Here is a 25,242-nt window from a genome sequence, read left to right as displayed (position 1 = left end):
CCGTTTCCCGGCCGGACGGCAAGTACCGGTCGGCAAGTACTGGTCGGCGAGTAGCGGTCGGCGAGTAGCGGACAGCAACTGCTCGGGTGGAGGTTGCCTCTGCGCTCCGTTCCGCGTCAGCGACCCCTGCGCACCCGGGCGGCCGCACGGGCCTCCGCGGCCTTTCGGGCGTCCGCGGTCTTGCGGGACTCCTTGGCGGCGCGCCCCGGACGAGTGCCGAGACCGCGGAAGGGCGCGTTGCCGGTGTTGGTCTTCGTCTCGGTCGGCGGGCGCCTGGCACCGGTGATGGCCGCCAGCGCCGCCTCGCCCGAGCGCACCTGGGTGACGACCGGCCGGATACCGGCCTCGGACATCAACCGGTTCACATCGCGCCGCTGGTTGGGGGTGACCAGAGTGACCACGCTCCCGGACTCGCCGGCGCGCGCCGTGCGCCCGCCGCGGTGGAGGTAGTCCTTGGCATCGGCCGGAGGGTCGACGTTGACGACGAGATCGAGCGCCTCGATGTGAATGCCTCGGGCGGCGACGTTGGTGGCCACCAGCACGTTGATCTCGCCGTTCTTGAACTGGGCGAGCGTGTGCGTGCGCTGCGGCTGCGACTTCCCACTGTGCAGGGCGGAGGCCCGAATGCCGCTGGCCCGCAGGTGACGGGTGAACTGGTCCACGCCTGCCTTGGTGTCCAGGAACATCAGCACCCGGCCGTCCCGCGCGGCGATCTCGGTCGCCGTCGCGTACTTGTCGGCACCGTGGATGTTCAGCACATGGTGTTCCATCGTGGTGACCGAGCCCGCCACCTGGTCGACCGACGCCAGAACCGGGTCGTGCAGGTAGTTCTGTACGAGCTGGTCGACGTTGCTGTCGAGCGTGGCCGAGAACAGCAGCCGTTGCCCGTCGGAGCGGACCTGATCCAGGAGGTCCGAGACCTGCGGCAGGAAGCCCAGGTCACACATCTGGTCCGCCTCGTCCAGGACCGTGATCCGCACCTGGTTCAGATGGCACTCCCGGCGTGACACCAGGTCGGTCAGGCGTCCCGGCGTCGCGATGAGCACCTCGACGCCGGTCCGCAGGAGCGCCGTCTGCCGGTTGATCGACAGGCCGCCGACCACCGTCGCCAGCCGTATGTTCAATGTCTGCGCGTACGGTTCCAGCGCGTCGCTCACCTGCTGCGCGAGCTCCCGGGTCGGCACCAGGACGAGAGCCAGCGGCCGCTTCGACTCCGCTCGTCGGCCCGCCGTCCGTGCGAGCAGGGCGAGTCCGAAGGCCAGCGTCTTGCCGGAACCGGTCCGTGCGCGGCCGAGGACGTCGTGGCCGGCCAGCGCGTTGGGGAGTGTCGCGGCCTGGATCGGGAAGGGCTCCGTCACCCCGAGGCCGGTCATCTTCTCCACCAGCTCCGACGGCAGTCCGAGTGCGTCGAACGACGCGGCCGGAGGCAGTCCCGTGGAGGGCGACCGCGGTGTCGAGACGTCACCCTGCGGCGCTGTCGTCGTCCGGCGCTCGCCGGCGGGGGAGAGTCCAGGGGCCGGCGGCTTCGCGTTCATGGGGAACCTTCCTCAGTCTGACGCCCGGAACGCCCCGGGGCCCGTACCTCTTGGCACGGGCCCCGGCGACACGAAGCGTGCCCTCATTTTACCAGCGGACGATCGGGTGCCCGCCGGTCCGCTGTCCGCCGGCGCGAGTGCCCGCTGTCCGGCGGACGGACGTGCGGCGCGCGGTGCAGGTACATGCACGAATCCGGGCAAGGGCGCCATAGCGATACCACTCATTCGGACGGGGTGGCCCGGATGTGACCTTTTCCATTGCGACCGACAGTCCGGTGCGGCAAGTCTCTGCCGCAACGAGTCTCCGAAGAACTGTTATCCGAGGTTCTGCGGGCGGTCTCCCAAGTGACGGCAGCATCGTTCGGAGTCGAGGGCAGGGAAGTTTTCATGAGGAGACAGCACGGGGTGGCGACGGCGGCACTGGTGACTGCCGCCCGAGCGGGTGACGGGGAGGCCCAGGACGCCCTGGTCAGTGCCTTCCTCCCGTTGGTCTACAACATTGTGGGGCGGGCCCTGAACGGCTCTGTCGATGTCGACGACGTCGTGCAGAACACCATGCTCCGCGCCCTGGACGGTCTGGACGGGCTGCGTACGCCGGAGAGCTTCCGCTCCTGGCTCGTGGCGATCGCGATGAACCAGGTCCGGGCGCACTGGCAGGACCGGCAGCTCGCCCCGGGCGCCGTGGAGGAGGCCGAGGAGCTCGCGGACCCCGGCGCCGATTTCGTGGACCTGACGATGGTGCGGCTCCAGCTCTCCGGCCAGCGCCGGGAGACCGCGCTGGCGACCCGCTGGCTCGAGCCCGACGATCGAGGAGTCCTTTCCCTGTGGTGGCTGGAGTGCGCCGGTGAACTGACCCGGACCGAGGTCGCCGAGGCCCTGGAGCTCTCGCCGCAGCACACGGCGGTCCGGGTGCAGCGGATGAAGGCGCAGCTGGAGACGGCCCGCGTGGTGGTACGCGCCCTCGACGGCCGGCCGCCCTGCGAGGAACTGCGGGGTGTCCTCGCTTCCTGGGACGGCCGGCCCTCGGCGCTGTGGCGCAAGCGGACAGCCCGGCACGCCCGCGACTGCGCACGCTGCTCCGGCATGTGGAGCGGACTGGTGCCGGCAGAGGGACTGCTGGCCGGCCTGGCGCTGATCGCCGTATCGCCCGGGCTGCTCGAGGCCCTGCGGGCCACCTCCGACGGGATGGCTGCCGCGGGCTCGACATCGCAGCTCGCGGTCGTCGCGGGCCACGGAGGAGCGGGCTCGGCGACGGTCGGGCACCGGGCGCCCCGGGGCGCGGCGACCTCCCGCACCAAGGCTCGCCGACGGCGACGCGTCCGGCGCCGGGCCCTGGGCGGAGCCGTTCTGGCGGTCTGTGTGGCGGGCGGCGGCCTCTGGTACCTCGGTATCGGACCCGGGACACGAACCGACGAGGCGACCCCCTCGCGGGCCGCGGGCGACCCCGTCATGGACCTCTCGGCACCCGGCGCCGCCGACCCCTCCGCGTCCGACACGGCATCGGCATCCCCCTCTCCGTCGGAGTCCGCGTCGAAACCGCCGAAGGCGAAGGCCTCCAAGACGCCCCGCCCTGCCAAGTCGAGCGCGTCGGCCGCCACGTCCTCGGCTCCTCCGACGCGGCGGGTGTCCGGCGCGCCCCAGGCGCAGTCGGCCCCCACGGGCACCGTGGCCCAGGTCGTCGCGCTGGTGAACAAGGAGCGGGCGGCCGCCGGCTGCGGTCCGCTCACCGAGGACGCGGAGTTGGAGGACGCCGCACTGGCCCACTCCGAGGACATGGCCGCCCGTGACTTCTTCGACCACAGCAACCCCGACGGCGCCGACCCCGGTGACCGCATCACCGCCGCGGGCTACCGCTGGTCCACCTACGGCGAGAACATAGCCATGGGCCAGCAGACGCCGCAGGCGGTGATGGAGTCCTGGATGAACAGTCCCGGGCACCGCGCGAACATCCTGAACTGCTCGTTCAAGAACATCGGGGTGGGGGTGCACAAGGGGTCGGGCGGCCCGTGGTGGACCCAGGACTTCGGGGCCAAGCTCTGACGCACGGTGATCCGTCTCGAACGGTACATGCGCCGTCATGGCCCGGGCCCGCTTGAGTCAGGTGACGTGCCAGCCTGGTTCGAGGCGGTCGAGGAGGGCGTGGAACGCCGCGTCCGCCCGGGCCCGGTCGCCGGTGGCCAGGGAGACGGCGAGCAGGCCGAAGGTCGCGTCGACCAGGATGGTGGCCTCCGTCCGTGCTCGGGCCTCCGTCATGCCGAGGCCGCGGAAGGTGGAGGCGAGCAGGCCGGTCCACTCGGTCAGCACGTCGTGCATGACGGGCCCGTACCGGTCGGGGTGGCGAAGGCTGAGCGCCATGATCTCGAGGTAGAGGGGGAGCGCGGCGCGCAGGTCCGGAGCGCGGAACTGCTCCCAGGTCTCCTCCATGAAGCGGCGCAGTCCCGCCGGGTCCTGGGGAGACCCGGGGGTCCCGAGCACGCTCCGGGCGCGCAGGAGGGGCCGCCGCTCGTCGAGGGCGAGCGCCTCGGCGACCATGTTCTCCTTGGTCCCGAAGTAGTACAGGAGCATGCGGTCGCTGGTACCCAGAGCCCGGGCGAGAGGGCGCAGGGAGAGCTCGGCCAGTCCGTTGCGAATCAAGTAGGCGCGGACCCGGTCGATCAGGTCTCGTCGTTTGGCCTGGTCGGGCTGCCGTGGCATGAGGGCTCCCCACTGTGGCCACTGCGGCCGACTCCGTACGGTGTGGTGCGCTGCGGGACACCGAACACGTTCCATATGTCCATATGGTTACGCTTGGAAAGCATTTTTACCGTAGCAGGTGCTACATGTATATTTGTTATCGTGACGAGCGCCACGTAAACGTGTGACCTGGCACATGCCCGGACCGGTCGTGGACGAGTCCGATCCGCCCCGGCCGTCGGGGCAGCCAGTAGTGCGGAAGGGACTGATTCGCATGGCCCCCATGGCTCCTGGGGCCATCGGCCTCCTGGCGATCTCTCGCCGGGGAAGCCTTGCACGGTATTACCGCCGACCGGAGGAATCGGTTCGCGCGGGCGATACGGAACGCGCTCGGGCGAAGAAGCGGTCACCAGTGGTGGCGTCCACCTCGTGGATCGCCCGCCATCAGGCTCTCTGGTCGCGTGCTCTGGAGCCCCTTCGGCCGTTGGACGCGCCTCGCGCCTGTGTCACCCCCTGGGACGCCTCCTGGCCCCTGACACGGGAGCTGACCTCGGCGCGCCGGGCCCGCCGTCTGGTGACCGCGCGGCTGGGTGACTGGAGTCTGGAAGACCTCTCCGAAACCGCCGAGCTCCTGGTCAGCGAACTGGTCACCAACGCTCTGCGCCACACACGGGGCCCTCTGCGGCTCAACCTGTGTGTGCGTGGTGCCCGGCTGCGCTGCGAGGTCGAGGACACGGACCCCGCCGGCCCCGTACGCCGCGAGGCCGACGCCGACGCGGAAGGTGGACGCGGTACGGAACTGCTCGACCTGCTCGCCGAAGCCTGGGGCAGCACGCAGATGCCCACCGGCAAGACCATGTGGTTCGAGATGCCGACCCAGAGTGCCTGCGATTCCTGATGTGCCCGGTCCTTCTGCGGCGCCCGGGTGGGTAAGGGCGGCCCGCTTGGTGGGGCCACCGGTGCCATGGCCTCGGAGTGAGGATCACTTCCCGATGGGGGTCGGGTGAACGAGGCCGAGCCCAGAAGCTGCCGCTACGGCCGTCCCGAACAGCAACCCACCCCAGGGCAGTGCCCGACGGCCCGGTGGCGGACCCCGGGGTGTACCGGGCCGCGACCGGTCGAATCGGTCAGGTACGGGTGGTCACATGGGCGGCGAGGAAGTCCAGCAGAGCCGCATTGAACCGGCCGGGCTGTTCGGCACCGGGAAGGTGGCCGGCGCCGTCGACGACGGTCAGGATCGCGTGCGGGACGAGGCCATGGATCATCTCGGCGTCGGCGACCGGCGTGTAGACGTCGTCGGCGCCTACGACGATCAGCACGGGGGACTGCACGGCGGCGAGGGTGTCCCGGTAGTCGGGTCGTTCGGCCCGGCCACGCAGGGCCGCCGCGGCACCGCGGGGGTCGGTGGCGCGCATCATGCGCAGGACGCGCTCGGCGACGTCCGGCATCGCGGTCACGTTGTAGGCGGCGAGCATCTTGCCGATGACCTCGTCCGCGTAGCCGTCCATGCCCTCCGCCAGGAGGCGGTCGGCCAGCCGGTTGCGGAACACCTTCCCCTCGTCCGTCTCGGCCGGTGCGGAGGTGTCCGAGAGGACGAGGGCATGGACGCGATGGGTGTGACGCCGCTGAACTTCCATGGCGATCTGGCCGCCCATCGAGACGCCGCCGACCACCGCCCGGTCGACGCCCAGGTGATCCAGGAGTCCGACGAGGTCGTCGGCGAAGTCCTCGAGATGGACGGGACCGGCATCCACCCCGCTGTCGCCATAGCCCCGAAGGTCGGGGGTGATGACACGGTGTCCGGCCGCGACGAGCGCCTCGACCTGCGGGGCCCACAGGGTCCGGTTGAAGGGATGCCCGTGGATCAGCATGACCGGCAGCCCGGCCGGGGAACCGGTGTCGTCGTAGTGGAACGTGGTGCCGCGCAAGGCTATGGAGGTCATGCCCGGCACCCTAGTCTCAAGATCGTCCCGGAGGGCAGAGGACTGTCAGGCTCCGCCACGGTGGGGGGCCTGTTCCGCTCCCCACCGCGGGGAGCGGAACAACCGAACCGCGTAGCGGCCCCCCGCCCCGCCCCGCCCGGTCCGGCCTGGCCCGCGCCGGAACCACCCTTCACCAGTGGAGTCGGCCCGGTCGGCGGGGGCGGAACGCCGGAAGAACCGGCGCGGCCACCGCCGACTCGGAACGCATTGCCCTAGTCGGTCGTCTGCCGGGAGGTGTAGGCCTCGCCGGTGCCCCTGTCGCCGTAGTGGGAGATGTACTCATCGGCGGCGGGCCACGGCGCCGGGGCCGGGGGGCGGCTGTCGATGTGCCGACCCGGGGAGGTGAAGGACGAAGAGTTGTCGATGCCCGGCACCGAAACGGGAATCCGGGTCCCGTTCATCGCTGCCGCGGAGCGTCGCTCGGGGGACCTGTTCCAATTGCTCTCACCGAGGATCAGGACCGGGTCGAACATGACGATGGCCGCGGCGAGGATGAGGAAGATGACCGGGCCCAGGAGCATGGGCAGCAGGAGCGAGGCCCCGGACTGGCCGCTGGTCGCCTGCTGCGCACCGGAGTGGAGATGGACGCTCACGGCGGCCATGCCGGTGTAGTGCATGCCCGTGACGGCGAGGCCCATGACGAGGCTGGCGCCGAGGGAGCGAAGGAAGCCCTGCACGGAGACGGCGGCCCACAGCGCGGCTGTCGCCGCGACGAGGGCGACGACCAGCGACATGGCCACGGTGAACACGTTGTACTGGAGGTCTCCGTTGAGCCGCATCGCGAACATGCCGAGATAGTGCATCATCGCGACGCCCACACCGGTGATGCCGCCGGCCACGGTCAGGGAGGTCCGCGTGGCACCGCGGTGCCCGACGATGAAGACGCCCGCGGAGACCACCACGATCGCCACGACCAGGCTGAGCACGGTCAGGGGGACGTCGTAGGTTATGGACGTCTGCTCCACGGAGAAGCCGGTCATGGCGATGAAGTGCATGGTCCAGATGCCACAGCCGAGAGCGGTGGCTCCCAGGGCGAGCCAGCCCAACCTCCAACCGGGCTCATGGTGCACCGTGCGCACCACACAGCGCAGCCCCAGGGCCGAGCCCACGCATGCCATGACGTAGGCGGCCACCGGGGTGACCAGTCCGTAGCTGAAGCCGTCGATCGTGCCGTTCATCCGCTCCCTATCCGTTTTCTGCCGACATAGCAAGGACATTGAGCCCTTTTCCCGGTAGCGATAGCAAACTCTCGGGCCGATACTGCTTGAAACTTGCACGATCGTTATCGGTGTCGTGCGGTCCCACGGGCCTGGCCCGCAGACCGGCCCCTGCCGTTTCTCGGATCCCAGGCGCCGGACCGGGAATTTGACGGGTGTCTTCGGCCTTGTGCAGATCGGTGCCGCGTCGCCGCGAGGGCGGGGGAGACGGACCGCTCGGAGCGCGTGCGGCGGTGGCGCCTGTACGAGTCTGGCGAAGACAAGGAAGAAGGGTGCGTGCGATGAGCCGGAACGAGGAGAAGGCGCTGCTGGCGGGCGGCTGCTTCTGGGGCATGCAGGATCTGATCAGGACCTTCCCGGGCGTGCTGGGCACGCGGGTCGGATACAGCGGCGGCGATGTGGCCGACGCGACGTATCGCAACCACGGCACGCACGCCGAGGCGATCGAGATCACGTTCGACCCCACGAAGACCGACTACCGGACGATCCTGGAGTACTTCTTCCAGATCCATGACCCGTCGACGAAGAACCGGCAGGGCAACGACATCGGTCTCAGCTACCGGTCCGCCATCTTCTACGTCGACGACGAGCAGAAGCGTGTCGCCGAGGACACCATCGCCGATGTCGACGCCTCCGGTCTGTGGCCGGGGAAGGTCGTGACCGAGGTCGCACCGGCCGGTCCGTTCTGGGAGGCGGAGCCGGAGCACCAGGACTACCTGCAGCGCTACCCCGACGGCTACACCTGCCACTTCGTCCGTCCGAACTGGCGGCTGCCGAGGCGCGCGGAAGCCTGATCCGGGGCCGATGAACCGCGCCCGCGAGCCGCGGGCGCGGGTGTCCATCCGGATGGGCGGGTTGCCGATCCGGATGGCGCGAGGCCTGCTCGGCCCTGCCCGCTCGGCGACGCCGGCCCGGCAGTCCCCGCGCAGCCGTTCCGGACGGGCAGTGCCCGCCGAGCTGTGCCGGCCCGGCGGCCGTTCCCGCGGAGCGGCGGCCCGGTCCTACCGGTCAGTGGCGGCCATCGGAAGCAGGTCGGGAACAGGTCGGCAGAGGATCGTCAGCGGTCGGCCGGGCGAACGGTCATCGTCGCAGCCGCCACAGACGTCGCGGCGAGGACGACCGCGGCCGCCCCCAGCGCGTGCTGCGCCGCGGTGCGCGCGCCGTCGGCCGCCCCCAGGTAGACGCCGCCGATGACGGCGACGCCGAGGGTGCCGCCGAGTTGCTGTACGGCGTTGAGCAGACCGGCGGCCGAGCCCGTCTCCTGCGGGCCGACGCCGCGGAGCGCCGTACTGAAGAACGGCGGAGTGAACAGACCCGTGCCCAGCCCGGCGACGGCGAGCGCGGCGGGCAGCATGGCCGGGTAGGCGCCGGGTTCCGCACTGCTGTACGCGAGGAAAGCCGCGGCCAGACCGAGCGCGAGGACCGCGATGCCGATGTGCATGATGCGCGTTCCGTACCGCGTGACCAGGTGGGTGCCGGCCGCCAGGGAACCGATGCCCAGTCCGGCGGACCACGGCAGCAGCGTGAGTCCTGCCGTGAGCGGGCCGTCGTGGAGGCCGAGTTCGAGGTGCAGCACGACGGTGATCACGACGCCGTTCATGACGGCGAAGAACAGCGTCGAAGTGGCCAGCGCGGCGGGGAACGCCCGGCCGCGCAGCAGGGCCGGCTCGATCAGCGGGCCGCGGCCGCGGCGGCCCACGCGACGCTGATGGACGACGAACCCACTCAGGACCAACGCTCCCGCGGTGGCGACGCCCCACGCGGCGGGCCCGGGGGCACCGGTGGCCAGCGGGCACACGATCAGGGCCGTGCCGGTCATGGCGAGGACGGTGCCGACCGGATCGAGGCGGGGCCGCGTCGGTGCGCGGTCCTCGGTCAGGTACGTGGATGCGGCCAGGACCGCGGCGGCCAGTGGGAGGTTGACGAGGAAGACCACGCGCCATGACGAGCCGATCAGGTCGGCGTGGGTCAGCACGCCTCCGAGCACCGGACCCAGGACCGCGGACAGGCCCATGACGGGGCCGATCATCCCCAGTGCCCGGGTGAGTTCGCCACCGTCGTACATGGCACGGATCAGCCCGAACGTCTGCGGGATGATCGCGGCCGCCGCCGCTCCCTGCACGGCGCGCAACGCGATCAGTGTCGCGGCGCCGGGAGCGAACGCGCAGGCCAGTGAGGTGGCGGCGAACGCGATGACGCCGATACGGAAGACCCTTGTGCGGCCGGCGATGTCCCCGAGCCGGGCACCGGTCAGCAGGCCCAGGGCGAACGCGAGCGTGTAGGCCGCGCTGAACCACGGGATGGTGGCCAGGGCCCCGCCGAGGTCGGTGTGGATGACCGGGCCGGCGACCTGGACGATCGTTGCGTCGAGGAGGTTCATCGCCTCGGCGGTCAGCAACGCGGCGAGAGCGAGCCCCCGGCGGCCGGAGGACGGCGCGACGACGGTGCGTCGGCCGGGGCCGGCGGTGTGTTGCGTGGTGCGGGACATGGGTCTCCCCCTGGGGGAACGGCACGGACGTGTCGGTGATGGCCGGGCCCGGGACGGCGCAGTCGCCGTAACGGCAGGCGGCCGGTGACCACCGTGCCGCTCACTCCCCTCGTACTTCCATTTTCTCGACCTCCACCGGTGATTACTTCCATCGAGGTCGGCTAGTTTGATGAACATGCTCGTACTGGATGAGCTGGACCGGGGCTTGATCCACGCCCTGCAGGTGGACGCGCGGGCGCCGTTCACCCGCGTCGCCGAAGTCCTCGGCACCTCGACGCAGACCGTGGTCCGCCGCTACCGCCGGCTCTACGCGCAGGCCGGGCTGCGGGTGGTCGCCCTGCCCACGCCGCGCAGTTCCGGCGCGCACCAGTGGTTCGTGCGGCTGACCGCGGCGACACGCAGTGCGCACGACATCGCGCTGGCGCTCGCCCGCCGCCCCGACACCTCCTGGGTGCGACTGACCTCCGGTGGCACGGAGATCGTCGCGATCATCCACGCCGCGCCCGCGGGCCCGGACGCACACGCCTTGCTGCTGCGCGACATCCCCCGTACCGCCGGGATCACCGCCGTGTCGGCGCACTATCTGCTGCACACCTACCTGGGCGGACCGACGGCGTGGCGGGGCCGGGTCGAGGCTCTCGACGCGGACCAGGTGGCGCGGTTGCGCGCGGAGACCGGCACAGAGAGCGGCACTGGGGAGACCGGCACCGCGGAGGCCGGGAGCATCGTCGACGCCGCATCCGGTGCCGCCCCCGCGGCGTACCTCCTCACCGAGGCGGACCGGCTGCTGCTGTCCGCGCTGCGCGACGACGCGCGCCTCAGCTACGCGGAGCTGGCCGCCGCGACCGGCACGACCGCCTCCACCGCGGCTCGCCGGCTGGCCGAACTGCGGGCGCGCGAGGCGCTGTTCTTCGACGTCGACATCGATCCGGCCCTGCTGGGCGTGACGGTGTCCGCGCTGTTGTGGATGCAGGTGGCCCCCGCGCACCTGGATACGGTGGCGACAGCGCTGGCCGGCCACGAGGAACTCGCCGTGGTCGCGGCGACGACCGGCCCGACGAACCTGGTCGCCCACGCGTTGTGCCGCGACGCGGAGGCCCTGCACCAGTACCTGACGCGACGGGTGGCGTGGGATGCCGTCACGCGGATCGAGACGGCACCGGTGCTGCGCACCTACAAGGCGGCGGCGACACTGCGCGCGGGCTGACCCGGTCAGGCGCCATGGTGTACCAGGCGGCGCCATGCCGTACGCGGCCGCCGTGCCCGGAGGCGGGGTGTGCGGGGTCTGTTGCCCTAGACCCCTAGACCCCTAGACCCCTAGACCCCTAGACCCCTAGACCCTTAGACCGAGGCCGGCGGAGGGGTGAGGGTTTGGTTCAGCGCGGCCAGGCCCTGCGTGTAGATGCCGTGGAACAGGGCGACGGCATCCTGGTCGCCGATGCCGTCGGGCGTGAAGGTGCCGGACCATTCCACCCGGGCCGTGTCCGCGCGGGACGTCTCGTGCACCGTGAGAGTGGAGCGGTAGCCGCTGACGGGGAACGGGGCACGGAGGATCGAGTAGCTGTACGTGCGGGCGTCGTTGTCGAAGGCTTCGAGCCGCTCGACGATGACCTCGCCCTCCTCGTTCTCGAGGCGGCGCAGGCGTCCGCCTTCGCTCAGTTCGCTGGTGGGGATGTAGGGGAGCCAGTCGGGCAGCGAGTCGAAGCCGCCGATGAGCTGCCAGACGCGGTCGGGTGATGCGGCGATGTCGATGGACGCGGTGGTCGTGGCCACGGGATTCTCCTGGGAGTGGGCGGAGTGGGCGGGGCGGCAGAGGTCAGACTGAGGGGACGGGGGCGTCCTGCGCTATCAGCCGTTCCTCGCGCAGGTCGCTCCAGAACGCGGCCGGGATCGTCTCGCCGAGAGCGGTGACGTCCTCGGCGATGCGACTGGGCCTGGTGGCGCCGGGGATCGCGGCGGCTGTCGCCGGATGGGCGAGGGAGAACTGCAGGGCGGCGGACTTGATGCCGACGCCGTGCCGCTCGGCGAGGGCCTTGATCCGCTCCACCTTGGCGATGATGTGCGCGGGCGCCTTCTGGTACTCGAAGTGAGTGCCTCCGGCGAGGATGCCCGAGCTGTACGGGCCGCCGACCACGATGTCGACGTCCTGGGCCGCCGCGGCCGGCAGCAGGCGCTGCAGCGCCCGGTCGTGGTCGAGAAGGGTGTAGCGCCCCGCGAGGAGGAAGGCGTCGGGCTTCGGCTCGTCCAGGTCCAAGGTGAGCTCCAGGGGTTCCACGCGGTTGACGCCGAGGCCCCAGGCCTTGATGACGCCTTCCTCGCGCAGCTTCTGCAGGACACGGAAGGCGCCGGTGCGGGCGCTCTCGTAGGCGGACAGCCACTCGTCCCCGTAGAAGTCCTGCGCGACATCGTGCACCCACACGATGTCGAGGCGGTCCGTCCGAAGACGCTTGAGACTGTCCTCGATGGAGCGCAGGGTGGCATCGGCGGTGTAGTCGTTGACCATCTTGTTCGGGCGGCCGTGTTCGAAGAGGCCCCCCTTCTCGCCGAGGTCGCGGGCGGCCGGGTCCTCCGTCTCTTCGAGAATGACGCGACCGACCTTCGTGCTGAGGACGAACTCCTCGCGCGGGTGCTGCGCCAGTACGTCGCCCAGCCGGATCTCGGAGAGGCCCGCGCCGTAGAAGGGCGCGGTGTCGAAGTACCGGATGCCCTGGTCCCACGCTGCCTCGACGGTGGCTGCGGCCTCCTCGTCGGGGATGGCACGGAACATGTTGCCGAGCGGAGCGGTGCCGAAGCCGAGCGCGCCGGGCAGGAGGGGCTTGATGCTCATGGTGGGGTCCTCACATTGGTGGTTCGGACGGATACATCACTGAATGTGTGATCCGTCGGCCTTGCGTGTTCGAGGCTAGGATCCCTACATGAGACTGTCCAAGACTTGCTTGGACACAGTTGAGTCCTCCGAGGTCCTACATGCTTGACCTGCGTCAACTTCGCTATTTCGTCGCCGTCGCCGAGGCAGAACACGTCGGCCGCGCCGCCGAGCGGCTGCACATCTCCCAGTCACCCCTCAGCCGGCAGATCGCCCAGCTCGAGAAGAACCTGGGCCTCATGCTCTTCGAGCGCAGCCAGCAACGCATCCGGCTGACCTCCGACGGCAGGGTCTTCCTGACCGAGGCGCAGGCGTTGCTGCGCCATGCCGACCGGCTGGAGAACCTCGGCCGACGGCTCGGCCGCGGGGAGGAGGGCGGCCTGTGCATCGGATACGTGGCCGATGCCATGCATACCGGCGTGCTCCCCTCGGCCTTGCGCACGCTGCGCGACGAGCGTCCCGGCATCCACGTCGCGCTGTACGACCAGGAGTCGTCCGAGCAGTTCGAGGGACTGCGCCAGCGCAGCCTGGACATCGCGCTGGTGCGCACGCCGCCGCCCGAGGACGACCCGGATCTGAACGCGGCGCCGTTGCTGCGGGATCCGCTGCTGCTCGCGCTGCCCGAGAAGCATCCCCTCGCCCGGCGTGAGGAGCTGACGCCCGGCGATCTCGACGGGCAGCCGTGGATCGCGGTGGGCGACGCCCGGGACCCGGCGTGGCGCGACACGTTCGTCGCCTCGTGCGTCGCCTCCGGCTTCACGCCGGACATCCGTCTCGATGCGGCCGACCCGCTCACCGCGCTGGGTCTGGTCGCCTCCGGTCTGGGCGTCGCGCTCGTTCAGAAGAGCATGGTCCGCGGCACGTCCGACGGCCTCGCGGTGCGTGAACTGCCCTGGTACGAGGGGTCCGTTCAGCTGTGGGCTGCGTGGCACCGGGTCGACCTGCGGCCCGTGGTGGCAGCCTTCCGCGAGACGGTGCTCGCGGACCGGGCGAACGGGGACACATGAGGGGAGGCAGCGGCCTCCGCGCAGGTCCAGAACGCTCCACCGGTCGGCACCGGTGCCGTCGGCGACCTCAGCGGTAGTCGTTCTCCTTGAGTTCGATCACCCACGCGCGGCGTTCGCAGATCTTCCCGTCGCGCATCCGGAACACCTCGGCCATCGACATGCGCATCACCTCCCCCGAGTCGCGCTTCACCGATCCGCCGAGCTCGGCCATGACCACGTCGTCCTCCTCGACCATGCGTACGACCTCCAGCTGCGGGGGCGGTACGAAGCCGGGGCCCTCGATGGCGGCGTCGTACGCCTCCTTGCCGGACAGACGGAAGCCGCCGAACACGGTCCACTCGATGTCGTCGGTCAGGCAACTCAGGATCTGTGCGTGATCGTTCTTGCGGAAGCCGTCCAGATAGGTCTCGACGGTCTGCTTGTTCCGGGACATGACTCCTGCTTTCCTGCCGCCTCGGCTGTGCACCTCCTCGGACGCTGTTCGCCGCTGCCGACAGTGAACGTGCCGAGCGCCGCACGAGGACGGGTGAAATGGACGTGATCAATTCAACCTCCGCAACCACAACTCCGCCCAGAGCGACGGATACGACACGGAAAGGAACCGCGACAAGGGCCCGGACCGACCGACAAAACCGCCAAGTCGGCCTTTGGGTCGCACCGCAGGCCGTTCCGGGACTTCCATAGCGCTGCTGTGCGCAGGAGGCAAGCGGCGCTCACTCGAAGGTGTGGTGACGTACGGCAGATAGAGTGACGGTCCTCAAAAGGCGTAGTGTCATATGCCTGTTGCCCAGGGCAGAGGGGTAACTCGCAGGCGGGGGCCAGGGGAGAGGACGGCATCACGAGATGACGAGCACCGACTGGAGCGACCGGGGACTGTGCCGAACGGCCGACCCCGACGACCTGTTCGTCGAGGGCGCCGCACAGAACCGGGCCAAAATACTGTGCAGTGGCTGCCCCGTACTCACCGAGTGCCTCGCCTATGCGCTGGACCAGCGCATCGAGCACGGTGTGTGGGGAGGCATGACCGAGCGCGAGCGCCGGGCCCTGCTGCGCCGTCGGCCGACCGTCACCTCCTGGCGGAGCCTCCTGGAAACGGCCCGGGTGGAACACGAGCGCACCCACGACGCCCCGGTCGTCGCCCAGAGGGCGGGCTGACGTTCCCGCGCATCCACCTCCACGCGGTTGGTGGGGTGACGCTCGGATCGCCGCCCCGCGCGGAAAGGTGACCGGCCTCGTGTTCTGAACCTGTGCCGGTCCGGGCGGTCTCGGGTCGCCCGGCCGTTCCGTGCGCCGACCGCCCTTCAACCCCGAGCAGCGAGAAATCGCGTGTCGCCGCAGATGACCGGCGTCTAGCCTGTGGGCCATGCAGCAGTTCCGAAGGCGCGACCGGCGCCAGGCCCGTCGTGGGGGAGCGGGGTCCGCGGAGCGCCGGTCCGCGACCGTGGAGGTGGCGGGGGCCGATGTCATGCTCGTCGGCTACTTCTCCGCGAAGGAGCGGAATTTCGTCGACATCATGGATGCGGCGGCCGCGGAACTGACAGCGCGCGGTGCTCGGATCGTCGGGCGGACCGTGCAACGGCGTGGCGTCTCGGGCGGCGGGGTGAAGAAGATGGCCTTGCCGTATTCCTCGCGTACTTTGCTGAGCTCCGGAAAGGTCCGCGAAGTGGCCGCGGCCTGTGCAGGGACCGATGCCGACGCAGTGGTCTTCGTCGCGTCTCTGACAGAGCGTCAACGGCGTGTGCTGACAGAGATACTCGGCCGCCCCGCCGTATCCCTCTTCGAGGGCCGCCACCGTGCGGAGGGACTTCCGGCACGGTGAGCCGGGCTCGTGGAGGAACCGGGGTGCCGTCGACCGCCGGGAGCACTGCGGCGCCGTCGTCGGGCGCCGCAGTCCCCTCCAGCGGCCGAGCACATCGGTGGGGCGGGAAGCAGGGGGACGGGACGACCGGGTTCAGGGTCCGGACGACCGCTTGTGGACCCTCACGACGAACCCCGGCAAGTCCTCACCACCCGCGTCACCGCCGTCCGTCCGCGTAGGACGGCCGTCGGCCCCGGGCCCCACCGGCGGTTGGGCCCGGGCCGCTTCACGGCGCGGTCAGCAGGACAGGCACCTCCTGGTGGCCGTTGGAGATGAAGGACTCCAGCGGGCGCAGATCGTCCACGGGCACGGCGGACCGAAGACCGGGGAAGCGCGCGAAGAGCGCGGATAGCGCGATGGACGCTTCCAGACGGGCCAGTTGGGCTCCCAGGCAGTAGTGCACACCGTGCCCGAAGGAGAGGTGCTCACCACGGGTGGCGCGGGTGACGTCGAAACGGTCGGCGTGCTCCCCGTGCAGGTCGGGATCCCGGCCCGCGGCGGCGTACGAGATCGTGATCGCCTCGCCACGTGCGATCGTCACCCCGCCGATCTCCAGGTCCTCCACCGCGTAGCGCAGTACGGAGTGCGCACCGGGTGCGTCCAGGCGCAGCGACTCGTCGATGACGTCGTCCCACGAGGCCTGCCCGGAGCGGACGCGTTCGAGCTGTTCGGGATGGGCGAGAAGCCGGGTGACCGCGTTGTCGAGCAGGTTCACCGTCGTCTCGTACCCGGCGGTGAGCAGCAGGATGAGGTTGTCCGCGAGCTCCTTCTCGCTCAGCACCGCGCCCTCGTCGTCACGGGCCCCGATCAGGTCCGTCGTCAGGTCGTCGCCGGGCTCCCGCTGCTTCAGGGCGATGAGGTCGTTCATGGTCGCGTAGAGGCGGACGACATTGTCCTGCGCCTCCTGCGCGGACGACGTCGTCGCGAAGAACCCCTTGATGATGCGCAGGAGTTCCCCGCGCGCCGACTCGGGAACGCCGAAGAGTTCGGAGACGACGCTGCTGGGAAGCGGATGGGCGTAGTGCTCCCGGAGGTCCACGACCGAGTCGGGTGCGGCGGCCGCCACGTCCGCGAGCCGGTCCAGCAGCTCGTCGACGATCTTCTCGATGCGGGGCCGCATCGCGTTGACCCGGCGGATGCCGAACGCGCCGGCGACCGGGCGGCGCATGCGGGTGTGCTCGGAGCCGTACGCGGTGACCATGTTCTGCACCGAGACCCAGATGGACAGGGGCCAGTCCGCGGTGACCTCGCCGTCGATCCATGCCGGCCAGTGCCGGTAGGCGTCCTTCGAGACGCGCGGATCCAGCAGGAGCCGCTTGATCAGATCGGCGCTGGTCACCGACCAGGCAGGTACGCCCCCGGGGAGTTCGACCCGGGTCACGGGGCCGCGTTGACGGATACGGCCGATCTCGCCCTGGATGTCGCGGCCGGTGGGGTCGATCGCGAAGGGGCAGGTCGCAGGCTGCTGGTCGGACTGCGTGGGGTGCATCGTTGATTCCGCTTTCGGGTCGGGGTGACAGGGAGGCCGGTTCACGCGGCCGGAGGCAGGGCGGCGGGCACGAGGTCCCTCAGGTGTTCGCGGTACCAGGGGGCGCAGGCGGCGAAGTGCGTCGCGATGCCGGGACCCGGTTCGAGTCCGGCCAGGGACCACAGCGGAGCGCTGTCGTACCAGTGGTCGGTTCCGAACTGGGCGAGCCTCAGCGCCAGGGCCGGATCGGCCGAGCCACCGAATCGTTCCGCCAGGTCCGCCGACGACATGTCCCCGCGCGGCAGCGGAAGCCCCAGGTGCCGGCAGATCGTCGTGACGAGGTCGCGCACGGCGACCGGCCGGGGATGGGCCGCGTGCAGGACGGCGGACGCGGGAAGCGGCGCCGGCCGGGTCGCCAGGGCCGCGGTGACACGGGCCAGGTCGTCGACGGAGATCAGTGACAGCCTGGCCCGCCCTCCCTCGATCCAGCGAGGCAGCAGCGTGATCATTTTGACGAGCGCGGGGAGGACCCAGACGTCACCGGCGCCGTAGACCAGATAGGGGCGCAGGACGACGCCGCCGGCGTCGAGGACGCTCCTGTCGCCCGCGAGCCGCGAGGCGCTGGTCACCGACAGCGGACGCTCGGAAGGGCGGGGCTCGCCCTGATGGGGACCCTGCCCGTAGACGGCGGCGGTACTGAGCCGCACGAACCGAGGGACGCCTGACCGGCGCGCCTCGGCCAAAAGGTTCTCGGCTCCTCCGGCGTTGACGGCGTGGGCGTGTACCGGGTCCTCGGTGATCACCGAGGCGAGGTGCAGGACCGTGTCGACACCGCGGCACACATCACGCAGGGACGCGGGGTCGGTGAGGCTGCCCCGGACGACGGGGGCCGCGGTGGCGCAGCAGTCCGGTACGTCCGTCTCATGGGCCAGCAGCCTCAGCCGCGGCCGGGTCGGGTGGGCGCGCAACTGGTGGACGACCTGATGGCCGATGAACCCGGTCGCACCGGTGACGAGGATGGTGGACGAGCCGTCGCTCATGCCGGGTTCACCCACCGCTCGCTATCACGCCTGTTTGCGAAAGAGATCGGCCAGCACCCTGCACGGGCGGAGGCAATTCTGCTTGTGCGGGATACGATGACGGCGCTGCAACCGTTGGAACGAAGCGCGTGCGGGCGGGAGTTGTGCGTGTGCGGGGATGGCCGGCCGATGTTCTCGGCCGTGAAGATGTGCGTCACAGGAGTCGGATCCTTTCCTGTTCTGGAGCGGAGTCGTTGACGCGGGTCGTCGCACCGCGAGGCGTCGCGCGGCCGGTGGCCTCGCGGGCACCTTCGGCGGGCCGGCGTGAACCGCCTGGCGGCACCCGTGCGGAAGCCCTGTGCACAGGGCATGCGAGGGGGCGCCACCAGGCGTCAGTGACGGTGACGGGAATCGAACAGCGCAGGTCAGTGGTGTACCGGACGCCGCGGACAGCGATGTGGAACGGGATTCACCGACAGCGGTGGTGACGATCCGCGGGAGAAGCGGGCCGGTCGACGGTGACGCGGGCCCCGCTCGATGACGGGCGAGCGAACGAAGGGACTCTCAGCGTTGCGCCGAAGTGCCTTCGAGCAGTGCCGTGAACATCAGACGGTCGCTCTGGCGCCCGGTGACCTCGATCGCCGTCAGATGCGCCGAGCCGGCCGGTTGGACGCGGGCCTCGATCCAGCACGGGGCGCCGTACTCCACGTAGCCGAGGAAGGCGATCTTGGCCGAGGTGTGGTGATGCAGGGCCGGTGCGACGGTCGCGTTTGCGGCTTGGAACGCCGCTTCGACGAGGACCATCCCCGGATAGTGGTCATTGCGGTGGTCGAACAGGGTCGGGTGTCCGAAGTCCGCGCGCAATTGCCATCGGCCCGACGGCGCGTCGGTCGTGGGCGCCGGCTCGGGAGCCGGTGCGAGCAGGACGTCGATCGCCCGGGTACGGCCGACAGTGACGGGCGGGACGGAGTCGGGCTGAACCGGCTGGGTGCCGGCCTCGATCTGGTCCCCGCGCAGCCTGCGGTACGCGGCGGGGCTGACGATGTCGAAGCGACCGCCCCCCTGCGCCAGGGTCCTGCCGTCCGCGCGCAGGGTCATCTCGCAGGTCATGGCCCCCAGACGGGAACCGCGGAAGCGAAGGTCGGAACAGCTGACCTCCACCTCGATGCGATGGGTCCCCGGGTGCGCGGCCGGACGGGCCGCTTCCCGGGTGTACGTCATGTCCCACATCACGAAGTGGTGGCCCAGTGGCACGTCGTAGGCCGCGTGGGCCAGCAACAGGCCGCACTGCCGGATGGTCTCGCCGATCAGGTTCGCCGCGTGGTTACCATGCACTCGTGTATAGAACGGGTGGTCCTGTGGCCATGCGACGCTGATCAGAAAGCGGTCCTTGGTCAGAGGACGCCATCCGGCGGGCAGGACATCGGACGAGTTCGTGCGATGCACCAGTTCTTTGGGTACGGGATGGAACGGTATATCGGGTGATATGTCCGTTCCGGTTCGTCCGGAGTCCCGTCTCGTTTCCGTGCATATAGCTATGGCTTGCATGCCTTCCCCCCAGGAATGCTGAAGCTGGGCTCGAGTTAACCTCGAGCGGGACGTAACATACGTGCGAGTCGGTATGTAGCTCAATGGGGTGTCTCACATAGTGAGATTAATGGTGGGTTAAGCCGGCTCCGCCCGCACAGATGGCCGCACAACCCCCGGAGGTAGGACCGATGGCGACGCAGGAACGAGGGCTCGCGACCCGACGGATGATCCTGGAGGCCGCAGGATCAGTCTTCGCCGAACGTGGTTACAGCGCCACGACGGTCGCCGACGTGCTCAAGAAGCTGGGCCTCACCCGGGGTGCCGTGTACTTCCACTTCTCGTCCAAGGAAGAGCTCGCCCGGACCGTACTCGCCAGCCAGGCGGACATCCCCGCCGTCGTCCGGGACATCAAGCTCCAGGAACTGGTCGATCTCGGGCTCGTTTTCGCGTGTCAACTGACCAGAGACCCCGTCCTGCAGGGCAGCGTCAGGCTGTCGCTCGAGCTGGACTCGGTGGGGCTGGACCGGAAGCTGCCGTTCAGGAGCTGGGTCGAGCGCAATCAGCGGATTCTTGAGGAGGCGCGGGCGCAGGGCGAGCTGCGCCCGCATGTGGATCTGGTGGAGACGGCCGAGCTGCTGTGTTCCTGCTTCACGGGAGTGCAGCTCTTCTCGCAGGTCATGACCGGCTGGGTGGACCTGGAGGCGCGGATCCGGGCGCTGCTGAAGCATGTGCTTCCCAGCATCGCGGAGCCCTCGGTTCTGGTGCAGCTCGATCTGAGTCCGGAGCGCGGGCTCAAGGTCGGGGCGGAGCTGAGTGCTCTGGCGGCGGCCCGGGAGGCCGAGGAGAGCGAACACGGCGACTGCTGACTCTCGGCGTGTTCGGCTTGTCGAACAAACTTCGAAGTATGGGGGCCCACCCGTCGAGGGGTGGGCCCCCGGTCGCGCCGCTTCCTCAGCCCATGCGGCCGACAAGGGGTGGCAGCAGATTCCATACACCGCTGACGGTTGACTCGGCGAGCCACTGCTCGTTGTCATGCCACAGGAACGCCAGCCCGACGGTCATGGCGACGATGGCGCTGGAAGCGTGCCGCGCCGCGCCGGAGCGGGAGAAGGGTGACCCGCGCTCCGCGGCCGCGACGGCGGTCGTCACGTACTCCTCCCACCGCTGGATCAGGTTCACCGTGGACTTCCGGTCCTTTTCGCAGCTCAGGAGTACTCCGGCGCGGAAGGTGACATCCCGCCGGTAGAGGTCGGCGAACGCCTGGACGGCTTGCGACAGGCCCTGCGCGGCGCTCTTGTCCCAGTCGCTCGTGACTTCCGCGAACCTCTCGGCCGCCGATGCCTCCACCGCGTCCGCCAGGGCCTCCTTCCTGGGGAAGTGGAAGTGGAGAGCTCCTCTGCTCACTCCCGCGTCCGCGGCGATGGTGGACAACTTCGCTCTCGCGTAGCCGTGTTCGGCGAAGACCGTCGCGGCCGAACGTATCAATCGGGAGCGGGTCCGGGCCGCCTTGTCTCTCATGCCGACTCCTCACGTTCGTGCAGGTGGCTTGCGGTGCCGTCGGATCCGGATCCGCGCCGCAAGGGAGGCGAATATAACATTCACGCCTGTATCTTTATCCTGCTCGTTCGGGGCTTTTATCGGCCGTCGGACCGGGTGCCGGCAAATGGACCTTGGTCGTTTGATGGCTGTATGACCGTTTTTTCGGCGTCGATCGGGCCCGACAGGGTGTGCTCCAAGCCACTCGAGCCGCGTTGACATACATGCGTGTCGGTTTGTAGTCTGGCGGTGCTTGAACGATTTCGGCGTGGGTGTCCACGCAGGAACAGGGGGAACGTCGCATGAGCCAGCCGGGCATAGTTCGGCACAGAACACGCGGCATGCATCACCGTCACCGCACTTCCGGTGCGCAACGCAGCGCGTCGTGGGAAGGGCCGGGTCTCAGGTCGGGAGTACACGTGGCTGAAGTGGCGTGGCGTGTGCTCGTGGTCGAAAGTGATGTGCACGCACAACGGGGAATCGCTCACAGCCTCAAGCGGCAGGGCTGCGACGTTGTCAGTGTCGACAGCGGCAGCAAGGCGCTGGAGATGTACGAGCACGCTGATCTGGTCCTGCTGGATCTGGAGTTGTCGGACCTGCACGGTCTCGACGTGTGCGCGGCGATCCGGGCGGCAGGGGACACGCCCATCATCGCGTTCACATGCCGCCGCAGTGAGTGGGACCAGGTACTCGTCCTTGAGGCAGGGGCGGACGACTGCCTCCTCAAGCCTTACGACCTGCGGGAGTTGACGGCGCGCATCGGTGCGGTGATGCGTCGCAGCCTGCGCCAGGACCGCGCGGTGGATGTCATGGAGTGGGGGTCGCTCCGCATAGACATGAAGGTGCGGGAGGTCACGCTGCGCGGCCGGCGCGTGGAGTGCACCCGCAAGGAATTCGACCTGCTCTGCCTGCTGGCCTCACAGCCGGGCGCGGTGGTGTCGCGGCGTCAGCTGATGAGCCAGGTGTGGGGGGAGCACTGGTCCCCGCCCAGCCGCACGATCGACACCCATGTGGCCAGCCTGCGCAGAAAACTCGGACCCGATGAGTGGATAACGACGATACGCGGTGTCGGACTGTGCTTCGAACCCGCCGACAGTCGCTGACTCCGGCTCTCCATCTGCCGGTTCGGCTTTTCAGGCTACTGACTGACGGTGCCCGCCGTCGAGTTCTCCCTCGCGGGGCGTACCGATATGGCAACCAGTAAGTGCTCAGCGGTCCTAGGAACGGTTTTCCGGCCGTCTTCAAGGAGGATTCCCGTGGGAAATCCCGAGAGCGACAGCAGTGACGTGGTGGACCAAGAGCACGACGTCATGGCTGCTCACGAGGTCGTCAAGTCCCTTGAAGCGGCGGGCGGCAGGACATTCACCGTACGGGCCGACACCGCCCTGCCGAATGCTGCCGCCGCAAGTTACCGCGGTCCTTTTCAGGCGCTCTCGGAGCCGTCCGGAAAGGCGGAGATCGACATCCTGGTGAGCAATCAAATGATCACCGGCGCACGCGTCGACGCCACCGGTGCAGCATTTCTCGGCGTATGACCCAACCGGCAGCCGCCCGAATCAACACACTTCGAAAGGAACGAAGATCCATGTCTGATCTCACTGCCGAACGCGTCGGCGCCGCCTGGGCATCCCTCGGTACCGGGGACCGGGCGAAGATAACCGAATTCTGGGACGAGAACGTGCGCTTCGAAGTACCCGGACTGCACGCCTACTCCGGCTGGTACGAGGGTCTTGACGCCTTCCTGGAGTTCTTCGGGAACATGTTCAGGCTCTCCGGCGGAACGATGCACGGCGAGAACGTGACCGTCCTGGTGAACCCCGAAGCCGGCTACTCGGTCGACGTCAACCACATCACGGCGGTGCGCGCCGGGGCCGAGGCGGACAGCACCTCCCCCTACGACACCTTCGCGGTCGAGGCGCTGCACCTGCTGCGCTGGAACAACGGCCGCATCGTGGAAGGCCGTTGGACCGTCCTGGGCCCCGGCGCCGAGACCACCGCACTGTGGTGGTCGCCGCGCGACGCCCAGGGCGCCCGCCGCCAGGTCGTCTGACCTCCGGCGACACCGACCCCGGTACGGCCGTGGCAGTAGCGGAGACCACGGTCGTACCGGCAGCGGGTGCCGGGGCGGTGCGGCGGTGACGTGGGGACGGCCCGCCGCACCGCACCGCACTCCACAGAGCCCGACGCGGGGGCGTACCGCTCCGCCGTGCCCGGACCACCGGGTGGCGCGCCCCCACCCGCACAGCACACCTTCAACCGTGAGGATCCCCATGTCCGAGGAAAGTCTCCGAGTAGCCCTGGTGATCGGGAGCACCCGCGCCACCCGGTTCGGTCCCACCATCGCGAAATGGTTCGCCGAAGAGGCCCGGCAGAACGACGGCATCGAGCTGGACATCGTCGACCTCGCCGAGTACCCGTTGCCGGTGGCGGTGACCGATGCCCCGGAGCCGGCGGACGCGGCGACGGCAGCGGCCCTCAGCGCCCGGCTGGAGGCGGCCGAGGCGTTCGTCGTCCTGACCCCCGAGTACAACCACAGCTTCCCCGCTCCGCTCAAGGTCGCGATCGACTGGAACTACACGCAGTGGCAGGCCAAGCCGATCGGCTTCGTCTCCTACGGCGGCCTCTCCGGCGGTCTGCGCGCGGTCGAGCAACTGCGGCAGGTCTACGCCGAGATGCACGCCGTCACCCTGCGCGACACGGTCAGCTTCCACGGCGCCGCCGCCACGTTCGACGCGGACGGAAGCCCCAAGGAGCCGGCGGGCTGCTCCGCCGCGACCAAGACCATGCTCGACCAGCTCGTGTGGTGGGGCACCGCGCTGCGCGAGGCGCGCGCCAAGCGTCCCTACCGCGCCTGAGCCGGCCCCGCCCCGCTCTCAGCCGAGACGTTCATGAAATGAGACAGCCATGACCGGGATGCTTCTCGCTCCCCGCACCACTTCGGACACCTTCGTGTCCGCCGCACGGGCCGCAGGTGTGCCGGCGGGCCGCCACGCGGCCCGGGCCGACCGCGAACGACGGCTCTCCGCCGACGTGGTGGAGGCACTGGTCGAGGCCGGCTTCAGCAGGGCGCTGGTCCCGGCCCGGCACGGCGGTGAGCCGACGGACTTCGCCACGCTCACCGAGGCGGTCGCCGCGGTCGGCGAAGGCTGCGCCTCCGCCGCCTGGATCGGCTCGCTGCTCGCCTACACCGCTCGCTTCGCCGCCTATCTGCCCGCCGAGGCACAGGCCGAGATCTGGGCGGACGGCCCCGACAGCCGACTGGTCAGCTCCCTGGTCTCCACCACCGCCACCGCCCGGGCGGACGACAGCGGCTGGCACCTGTCCGGGAGCTGGACCTACGCCAGCGGCGTCGAGTTCTCCGACTGGGCCCTGGTGATGGCCATGGTGCCGGGGCCCGACGACAAGCCGCAGGCCCGCTTCTTCGCCGTACCCCGCAGCGTCTACCGGATCGAGGAGACCTGGGACACGGTCGGCATGCGGGCGACCGGCAGCCACACACTCGTCGTGGACGAGGTGTTCGTCCCGGCGCACCGGACCTTCCTCATGGACGACATGTGGGCGGGCAACCGCGCCGTCTCGGACGAACTCCGCCACTCCCAGCCGCTGTTCGCCGTCAACGGCCTCACCTTCGCCGCACCGATCCTGGGTGCGGCCCGGGGCGCGCTGAAGCTCTCGGCACGCGCGCTCACCGAGAAGGCGGCACGTGGCACCGAGCCGAGCGACACCCAGCGGATAGCCCACGCCCGGGCGGCCGGTGAGATCGACGCGGCCGGCCTGCTGCTGACCCGCGCCGCCCAGAGCGTCGACCGGGCGAAGGCCACCGACGACGTCCTGGTGCGCAACCGCCGGGACTGCGCACTGGCCACCCAGCTGCTCGTCGGAGCCGTGGACGCCCTCTTCCGCGGCGGCGGCACCCGCAGCCAGTCCGCCTCCGACCCGCTGCAGCGCGTCTGGAGGGACGCGAACTCCGCCGCCAGTCACATGGTGCTGCAGTTCGAACCCGCCGCGCTGGCCTTCACCCGCGGTCCGCTCGACGCCGCCCGAGCCGAGAAGAGTTCCTGAT

General features: G+C 70.0%; 25 protein-coding genes. 13 read left to right on the top strand and 12 right to left on the bottom strand.

Translation table 11 applies throughout. From position 1 onward, the window contains the following. Positions 1 to 116 precede the first annotated feature (116 nt). Positions 117 to 1,535 (bottom strand): DEAD/DEAH box helicase, encoded by a 1,419-nt coding sequence (locus ACWD68_RS25790; protein WP_451808827.1) that lies wholly within the window; start codon positions 1,533 to 1,535, stop codon positions 117 to 119. Positions 1,536 to 1,922: 387 nt separating this feature from the next. Here ACWD68_RS25790 and ACWD68_RS25785 point away from each other — a divergent pair, with 387 nt between their 5' ends. Beyond that, the gene (locus ACWD68_RS25785) at positions 1,923 to 3,575 is read left to right on the top strand and encodes a sigma-70 family RNA polymerase sigma factor (RefSeq protein ID WP_451808826.1); all 1,653 of its coding nucleotides are present in this window, start codon (positions 1,923 to 1,925) and stop codon (positions 3,573 to 3,575) included. A gap of 57 nt (positions 3,576 to 3,632) precedes the next feature. Here ACWD68_RS25785 and ACWD68_RS25780 read toward each other — a convergent pair whose 3' ends face one another. Further along, the gene (locus ACWD68_RS25780) at positions 3,633 to 4,229 is read right to left on the bottom strand and encodes a TetR/AcrR family transcriptional regulator (protein WP_451808825.1); all 597 of its coding nucleotides are present in this window, start codon (positions 4,227 to 4,229) and stop codon (positions 3,633 to 3,635) included. Positions 4,230 to 4,491: 262 nt separating this feature from the next. Here ACWD68_RS25780 and ACWD68_RS25775 point away from each other — a divergent pair, with 262 nt between their 5' ends. Next, a complete protein-coding gene (locus ACWD68_RS25775; RefSeq protein WP_451808824.1) occupies positions 4,492 to 5,106 on the top strand; it encodes an ATP-binding protein in 615 nt (204 codons plus the stop codon). A gap of 229 nt (positions 5,107 to 5,335) precedes the next feature. Here the strand turns inward: ACWD68_RS25775 and ACWD68_RS25770 are convergent, their stop codons facing one another. Both ACWD68_RS25770 and ACWD68_RS25765 read right to left on the bottom strand, forming a co-directional pair. Then, positions 5,336 to 6,151: an alpha/beta fold hydrolase gene (locus tag ACWD68_RS25770; protein WP_451808823.1), complete on the bottom strand. Its 816-nt coding sequence runs from the start codon at positions 6,149 to 6,151 to the stop codon at positions 5,336 to 5,338. A 251-nt stretch (positions 6,152 to 6,402) separates the two neighbouring features. After that, positions 6,403 to 7,368 (bottom strand): MHYT domain-containing protein, encoded by a 966-nt coding sequence (locus ACWD68_RS25765; protein ID WP_451808822.1) that lies wholly within the window; start codon positions 7,366 to 7,368, stop codon positions 6,403 to 6,405. Between the two features lie 320 nt (positions 7,369 to 7,688). Here ACWD68_RS25765 and msrA point away from each other — a divergent pair, with 320 nt between their 5' ends. Then, positions 7,689 to 8,201, top strand: coding sequence for a peptide-methionine (S)-S-oxide reductase MsrA (msrA, locus tag ACWD68_RS25760; RefSeq protein ID WP_451808821.1), 513 nt, complete (start codon positions 7,689 to 7,691; stop codon positions 8,199 to 8,201). Between the two features lie 263 nt (positions 8,202 to 8,464). On the opposite strand, the gene ACWD68_RS25755 is transcribed toward msrA, so the two are convergent. Then, complete coding sequence (locus tag ACWD68_RS25755) at positions 8,465 to 9,895, bottom strand: MFS transporter (RefSeq protein ID WP_451808820.1); 1,431 nt, start codon at positions 9,893 to 9,895, stop codon at positions 8,465 to 8,467. Positions 9,896 to 10,070: 175 nt separating this feature from the next. On the opposite strand from ACWD68_RS25755, the gene ACWD68_RS25750 reads away from it, so the two are divergent. After that, complete coding sequence (locus ACWD68_RS25750; protein ID WP_451808819.1) at positions 10,071 to 11,102, top strand: Lrp/AsnC family transcriptional regulator; 1,032 nt, start codon at positions 10,071 to 10,073, stop codon at positions 11,100 to 11,102. A gap of 134 nt (positions 11,103 to 11,236) precedes the next feature. Here the strand turns inward: ACWD68_RS25750 and ACWD68_RS25745 are convergent, their stop codons facing one another. After that, positions 11,237 to 11,668 carry an SRPBCC family protein gene (locus ACWD68_RS25745; protein ID WP_451808818.1) on the bottom strand — a complete coding sequence of 144 codons (432 nt, stop codon included), beginning with the start codon at positions 11,666 to 11,668 and terminating at the stop codon, positions 11,237 to 11,239. Positions 11,669 to 11,711: 43 nt separating this feature from the next. Then, a complete protein-coding gene (locus tag ACWD68_RS25740) occupies positions 11,712 to 12,722 on the bottom strand; it encodes an aldo/keto reductase (RefSeq protein ID WP_451808817.1) in 1,011 nt (336 codons plus the stop codon). Between the two features lie 140 nt (positions 12,723 to 12,862). On the opposite strand from ACWD68_RS25740, the gene ACWD68_RS25735 reads away from it, so the two are divergent. Next, the gene (locus tag ACWD68_RS25735) at positions 12,863 to 13,768 is read left to right on the top strand and encodes a LysR substrate-binding domain-containing protein (protein WP_451808816.1); all 906 of its coding nucleotides are present in this window, start codon (positions 12,863 to 12,865) and stop codon (positions 13,766 to 13,768) included. Positions 13,769 to 13,835: 67 nt separating this feature from the next. On the opposite strand, the gene ACWD68_RS25730 is transcribed toward ACWD68_RS25735, so the two are convergent. After that, positions 13,836 to 14,201: a nuclear transport factor 2 family protein gene (locus tag ACWD68_RS25730; protein WP_451808815.1), complete on the bottom strand. Its 366-nt coding sequence runs from the start codon at positions 14,199 to 14,201 to the stop codon at positions 13,836 to 13,838. A 410-nt stretch (positions 14,202 to 14,611) separates the two neighbouring features. Here ACWD68_RS25730 and ACWD68_RS25725 point away from each other — a divergent pair, with 410 nt between their 5' ends. Together ACWD68_RS25725 and ACWD68_RS25720 are read left to right on the top strand one after the other, a co-directional pair. Beyond that, on the top strand, positions 14,612 to 14,923 hold the full coding sequence (locus ACWD68_RS25725; RefSeq protein ID WP_451808814.1) for a WhiB family transcriptional regulator: 312 nt from the start codon (positions 14,612 to 14,614) through the stop codon (positions 14,921 to 14,923). A 310-nt stretch (positions 14,924 to 15,233) separates the two neighbouring features. Beyond that, the gene (locus tag ACWD68_RS25720; RefSeq protein WP_451808813.1) at positions 15,234 to 15,587 is read left to right on the top strand and encodes an HflX-like GTP-binding protein; all 354 of its coding nucleotides are present in this window, start codon (positions 15,234 to 15,236) and stop codon (positions 15,585 to 15,587) included. Between the two features lie 265 nt (positions 15,588 to 15,852). Here the strand turns inward: ACWD68_RS25720 and ACWD68_RS25715 are convergent, their stop codons facing one another. The 3 genes from ACWD68_RS25715 to ACWD68_RS25705 all read right to left on the bottom strand — a co-directional run bounded on the left by ACWD68_RS25715 (position 15,853) and on the right by ACWD68_RS25705 (position 19,661). Further along, positions 15,853 to 17,115, bottom strand: a complete 1,263-nt coding sequence (locus ACWD68_RS25715) for a cytochrome P450 family protein (protein WP_451808812.1) — start codon at positions 17,113 to 17,115, stop codon at positions 15,853 to 15,855. A 41-nt stretch (positions 17,116 to 17,156) separates the two neighbouring features. Continuing rightward, the gene (locus tag ACWD68_RS25710; RefSeq protein ID WP_451808811.1) at positions 17,157 to 18,134 is read right to left on the bottom strand and encodes an NAD-dependent epimerase/dehydratase family protein; all 978 of its coding nucleotides are present in this window, start codon (positions 18,132 to 18,134) and stop codon (positions 17,157 to 17,159) included. 543 nt (positions 18,135 to 18,677) lie between these two features. Further along, a complete protein-coding gene (locus ACWD68_RS25705; RefSeq protein WP_451808810.1) occupies positions 18,678 to 19,661 on the bottom strand; it encodes a ScbA/BarX family gamma-butyrolactone biosynthesis protein in 984 nt (327 codons plus the stop codon). 170 nt (positions 19,662 to 19,831) lie between these two features. On the opposite strand from ACWD68_RS25705, the gene ACWD68_RS25700 reads away from it, so the two are divergent. Further along, the gene (locus tag ACWD68_RS25700; RefSeq protein WP_451808809.1) at positions 19,832 to 20,509 is read left to right on the top strand and encodes a ScbR family autoregulator-binding transcription factor; all 678 of its coding nucleotides are present in this window, start codon (positions 19,832 to 19,834) and stop codon (positions 20,507 to 20,509) included. 85 nt (positions 20,510 to 20,594) lie between these two features. On the opposite strand, the gene ACWD68_RS25695 is transcribed toward ACWD68_RS25700, so the two are convergent. Further along, positions 20,595 to 21,161, bottom strand: a complete 567-nt coding sequence (locus tag ACWD68_RS25695; RefSeq protein ID WP_451808808.1) for a TetR family transcriptional regulator — start codon at positions 21,159 to 21,161, stop codon at positions 20,595 to 20,597. 437 nt (positions 21,162 to 21,598) lie between these two features. On the opposite strand from ACWD68_RS25695, the gene ACWD68_RS25690 reads away from it, so the two are divergent. From ACWD68_RS25690 to ACWD68_RS25670, 5 genes are all read left to right on the top strand, one after another. Continuing rightward, on the top strand, positions 21,599 to 22,282 hold the full coding sequence (locus tag ACWD68_RS25690) for a response regulator transcription factor (RefSeq protein ID WP_451808807.1): 684 nt from the start codon (positions 21,599 to 21,601) through the stop codon (positions 22,280 to 22,282). Between the two features lie 153 nt (positions 22,283 to 22,435). Next, complete coding sequence (locus tag ACWD68_RS25685; protein ID WP_451808806.1) at positions 22,436 to 22,714, top strand: hypothetical protein; 279 nt, start codon at positions 22,436 to 22,438, stop codon at positions 22,712 to 22,714. Between the two features lie 50 nt (positions 22,715 to 22,764). Then, positions 22,765 to 23,229, top strand: a complete 465-nt coding sequence (locus tag ACWD68_RS25680) for a nuclear transport factor 2 family protein (protein ID WP_451808805.1) — start codon at positions 22,765 to 22,767, stop codon at positions 23,227 to 23,229. Positions 23,230 to 23,449: 220 nt separating this feature from the next. Continuing rightward, the gene (locus tag ACWD68_RS25675) at positions 23,450 to 24,034 is read left to right on the top strand and encodes an NADPH-dependent FMN reductase (RefSeq protein ID WP_451808804.1); all 585 of its coding nucleotides are present in this window, start codon (positions 23,450 to 23,452) and stop codon (positions 24,032 to 24,034) included. Between the two features lie 49 nt (positions 24,035 to 24,083). After that, positions 24,084 to 25,241: an acyl-CoA dehydrogenase family protein gene (locus ACWD68_RS25670; RefSeq protein WP_451808803.1), complete on the top strand. Its 1,158-nt coding sequence runs from the start codon at positions 24,084 to 24,086 to the stop codon at positions 25,239 to 25,241. Position 25,242: the final 1 nt, after the last annotated feature.

Source organism: Streptomyces sp. NPDC005141, from assembly GCF_053599975.1.
This window is presented reverse-complemented; position numbering and strand designations above follow the sequence as displayed.

Bases quoted from the DNA above. Each gene is read 5' to 3' on its own strand.
- ACWD68_RS25720 (WP_451808813.1), top strand. From the start codon at position 15,234: ATGCTCGTCGGCTACTTCTCCGCGAAGGAGCGGAATTTCGTCGACATC.
- ACWD68_RS25740 (WP_451808817.1), bottom strand. From the start codon at position 12,722: ATGAGCATCAAGCCCCTCCTGCCCGGCGCGCTCGGCTTCGGCACCGCT.
- ACWD68_RS25735 (WP_451808816.1), top strand. From the start codon at position 12,863: ATGCTTGACCTGCGTCAACTTCGCTATTTCGTCGCCGTCGCCGAGGCA.
- ACWD68_RS25700 (WP_451808809.1), top strand. From the start codon at position 19,832: ATGGCGACGCAGGAACGAGGGCTCGCGACCCGACGGATGATCCTGGAG.
- ACWD68_RS25715 (WP_451808812.1), bottom strand. From the start codon at position 17,115: ATGCACCCCACGCAGTCCGACCAGCAGCCTGCGACCTGCCCCTTCGCG.
- ACWD68_RS25790 (WP_451808827.1), bottom strand. From the start codon at position 1,535: ATGAACGCGAAGCCGCCGGCCCCTGGACTCTCCCCCGCCGGCGAGCGC.
- ACWD68_RS25705 (WP_451808810.1), bottom strand. From the start codon at position 19,661: ATGCAAGCCATAGCTATATGCACGGAAACGAGACGGGACTCCGGACGA.
- ACWD68_RS25780 (WP_451808825.1), bottom strand. From the start codon at position 4,229: ATGCCACGGCAGCCCGACCAGGCCAAACGACGAGACCTGATCGACCGG.
- ACWD68_RS25710 (WP_451808811.1), bottom strand. From the start codon at position 18,134: ATGAGCGACGGCTCGTCCACCATCCTCGTCACCGGTGCGACCGGGTTC.
- ACWD68_RS25725 (WP_451808814.1), top strand. From the start codon at position 14,612: ATGACGAGCACCGACTGGAGCGACCGGGGACTGTGCCGAACGGCCGAC.
- msrA (WP_451808821.1), top strand. From the start codon at position 7,689: ATGAGCCGGAACGAGGAGAAGGCGCTGCTGGCGGGCGGCTGCTTCTGG.
- ACWD68_RS25730 (WP_451808815.1), bottom strand. From the start codon at position 14,201: ATGTCCCGGAACAAGCAGACCGTCGAGACCTATCTGGACGGCTTCCGC.
- ACWD68_RS25755 (WP_451808820.1), bottom strand. From the start codon at position 9,895: ATGTCCCGCACCACGCAACACACCGCCGGCCCCGGCCGACGCACCGTC.
- ACWD68_RS25695 (WP_451808808.1), bottom strand. From the start codon at position 21,161: ATGAGAGACAAGGCGGCCCGGACCCGCTCCCGATTGATACGTTCGGCC.
- ACWD68_RS25770 (WP_451808823.1), bottom strand. From the start codon at position 6,151: ATGACCTCCATAGCCTTGCGCGGCACCACGTTCCACTACGACGACACC.
- ACWD68_RS25785 (WP_451808826.1), top strand. From the start codon at position 1,923: ATGAGGAGACAGCACGGGGTGGCGACGGCGGCACTGGTGACTGCCGCC.
- ACWD68_RS25670 (WP_451808803.1), top strand. From the start codon at position 24,084: ATGACCGGGATGCTTCTCGCTCCCCGCACCACTTCGGACACCTTCGTG.
- ACWD68_RS25750 (WP_451808819.1), top strand. From the start codon at position 10,071: ATGCTCGTACTGGATGAGCTGGACCGGGGCTTGATCCACGCCCTGCAG.
- ACWD68_RS25675 (WP_451808804.1), top strand. From the start codon at position 23,450: ATGTCCGAGGAAAGTCTCCGAGTAGCCCTGGTGATCGGGAGCACCCGC.
- ACWD68_RS25765 (WP_451808822.1), bottom strand. From the start codon at position 7,368: ATGAACGGCACGATCGACGGCTTCAGCTACGGACTGGTCACCCCGGTG.
- ACWD68_RS25680 (WP_451808805.1), top strand. From the start codon at position 22,765: ATGTCTGATCTCACTGCCGAACGCGTCGGCGCCGCCTGGGCATCCCTC.
- ACWD68_RS25775 (WP_451808824.1), top strand. From the start codon at position 4,492: ATGGCTCCTGGGGCCATCGGCCTCCTGGCGATCTCTCGCCGGGGAAGC.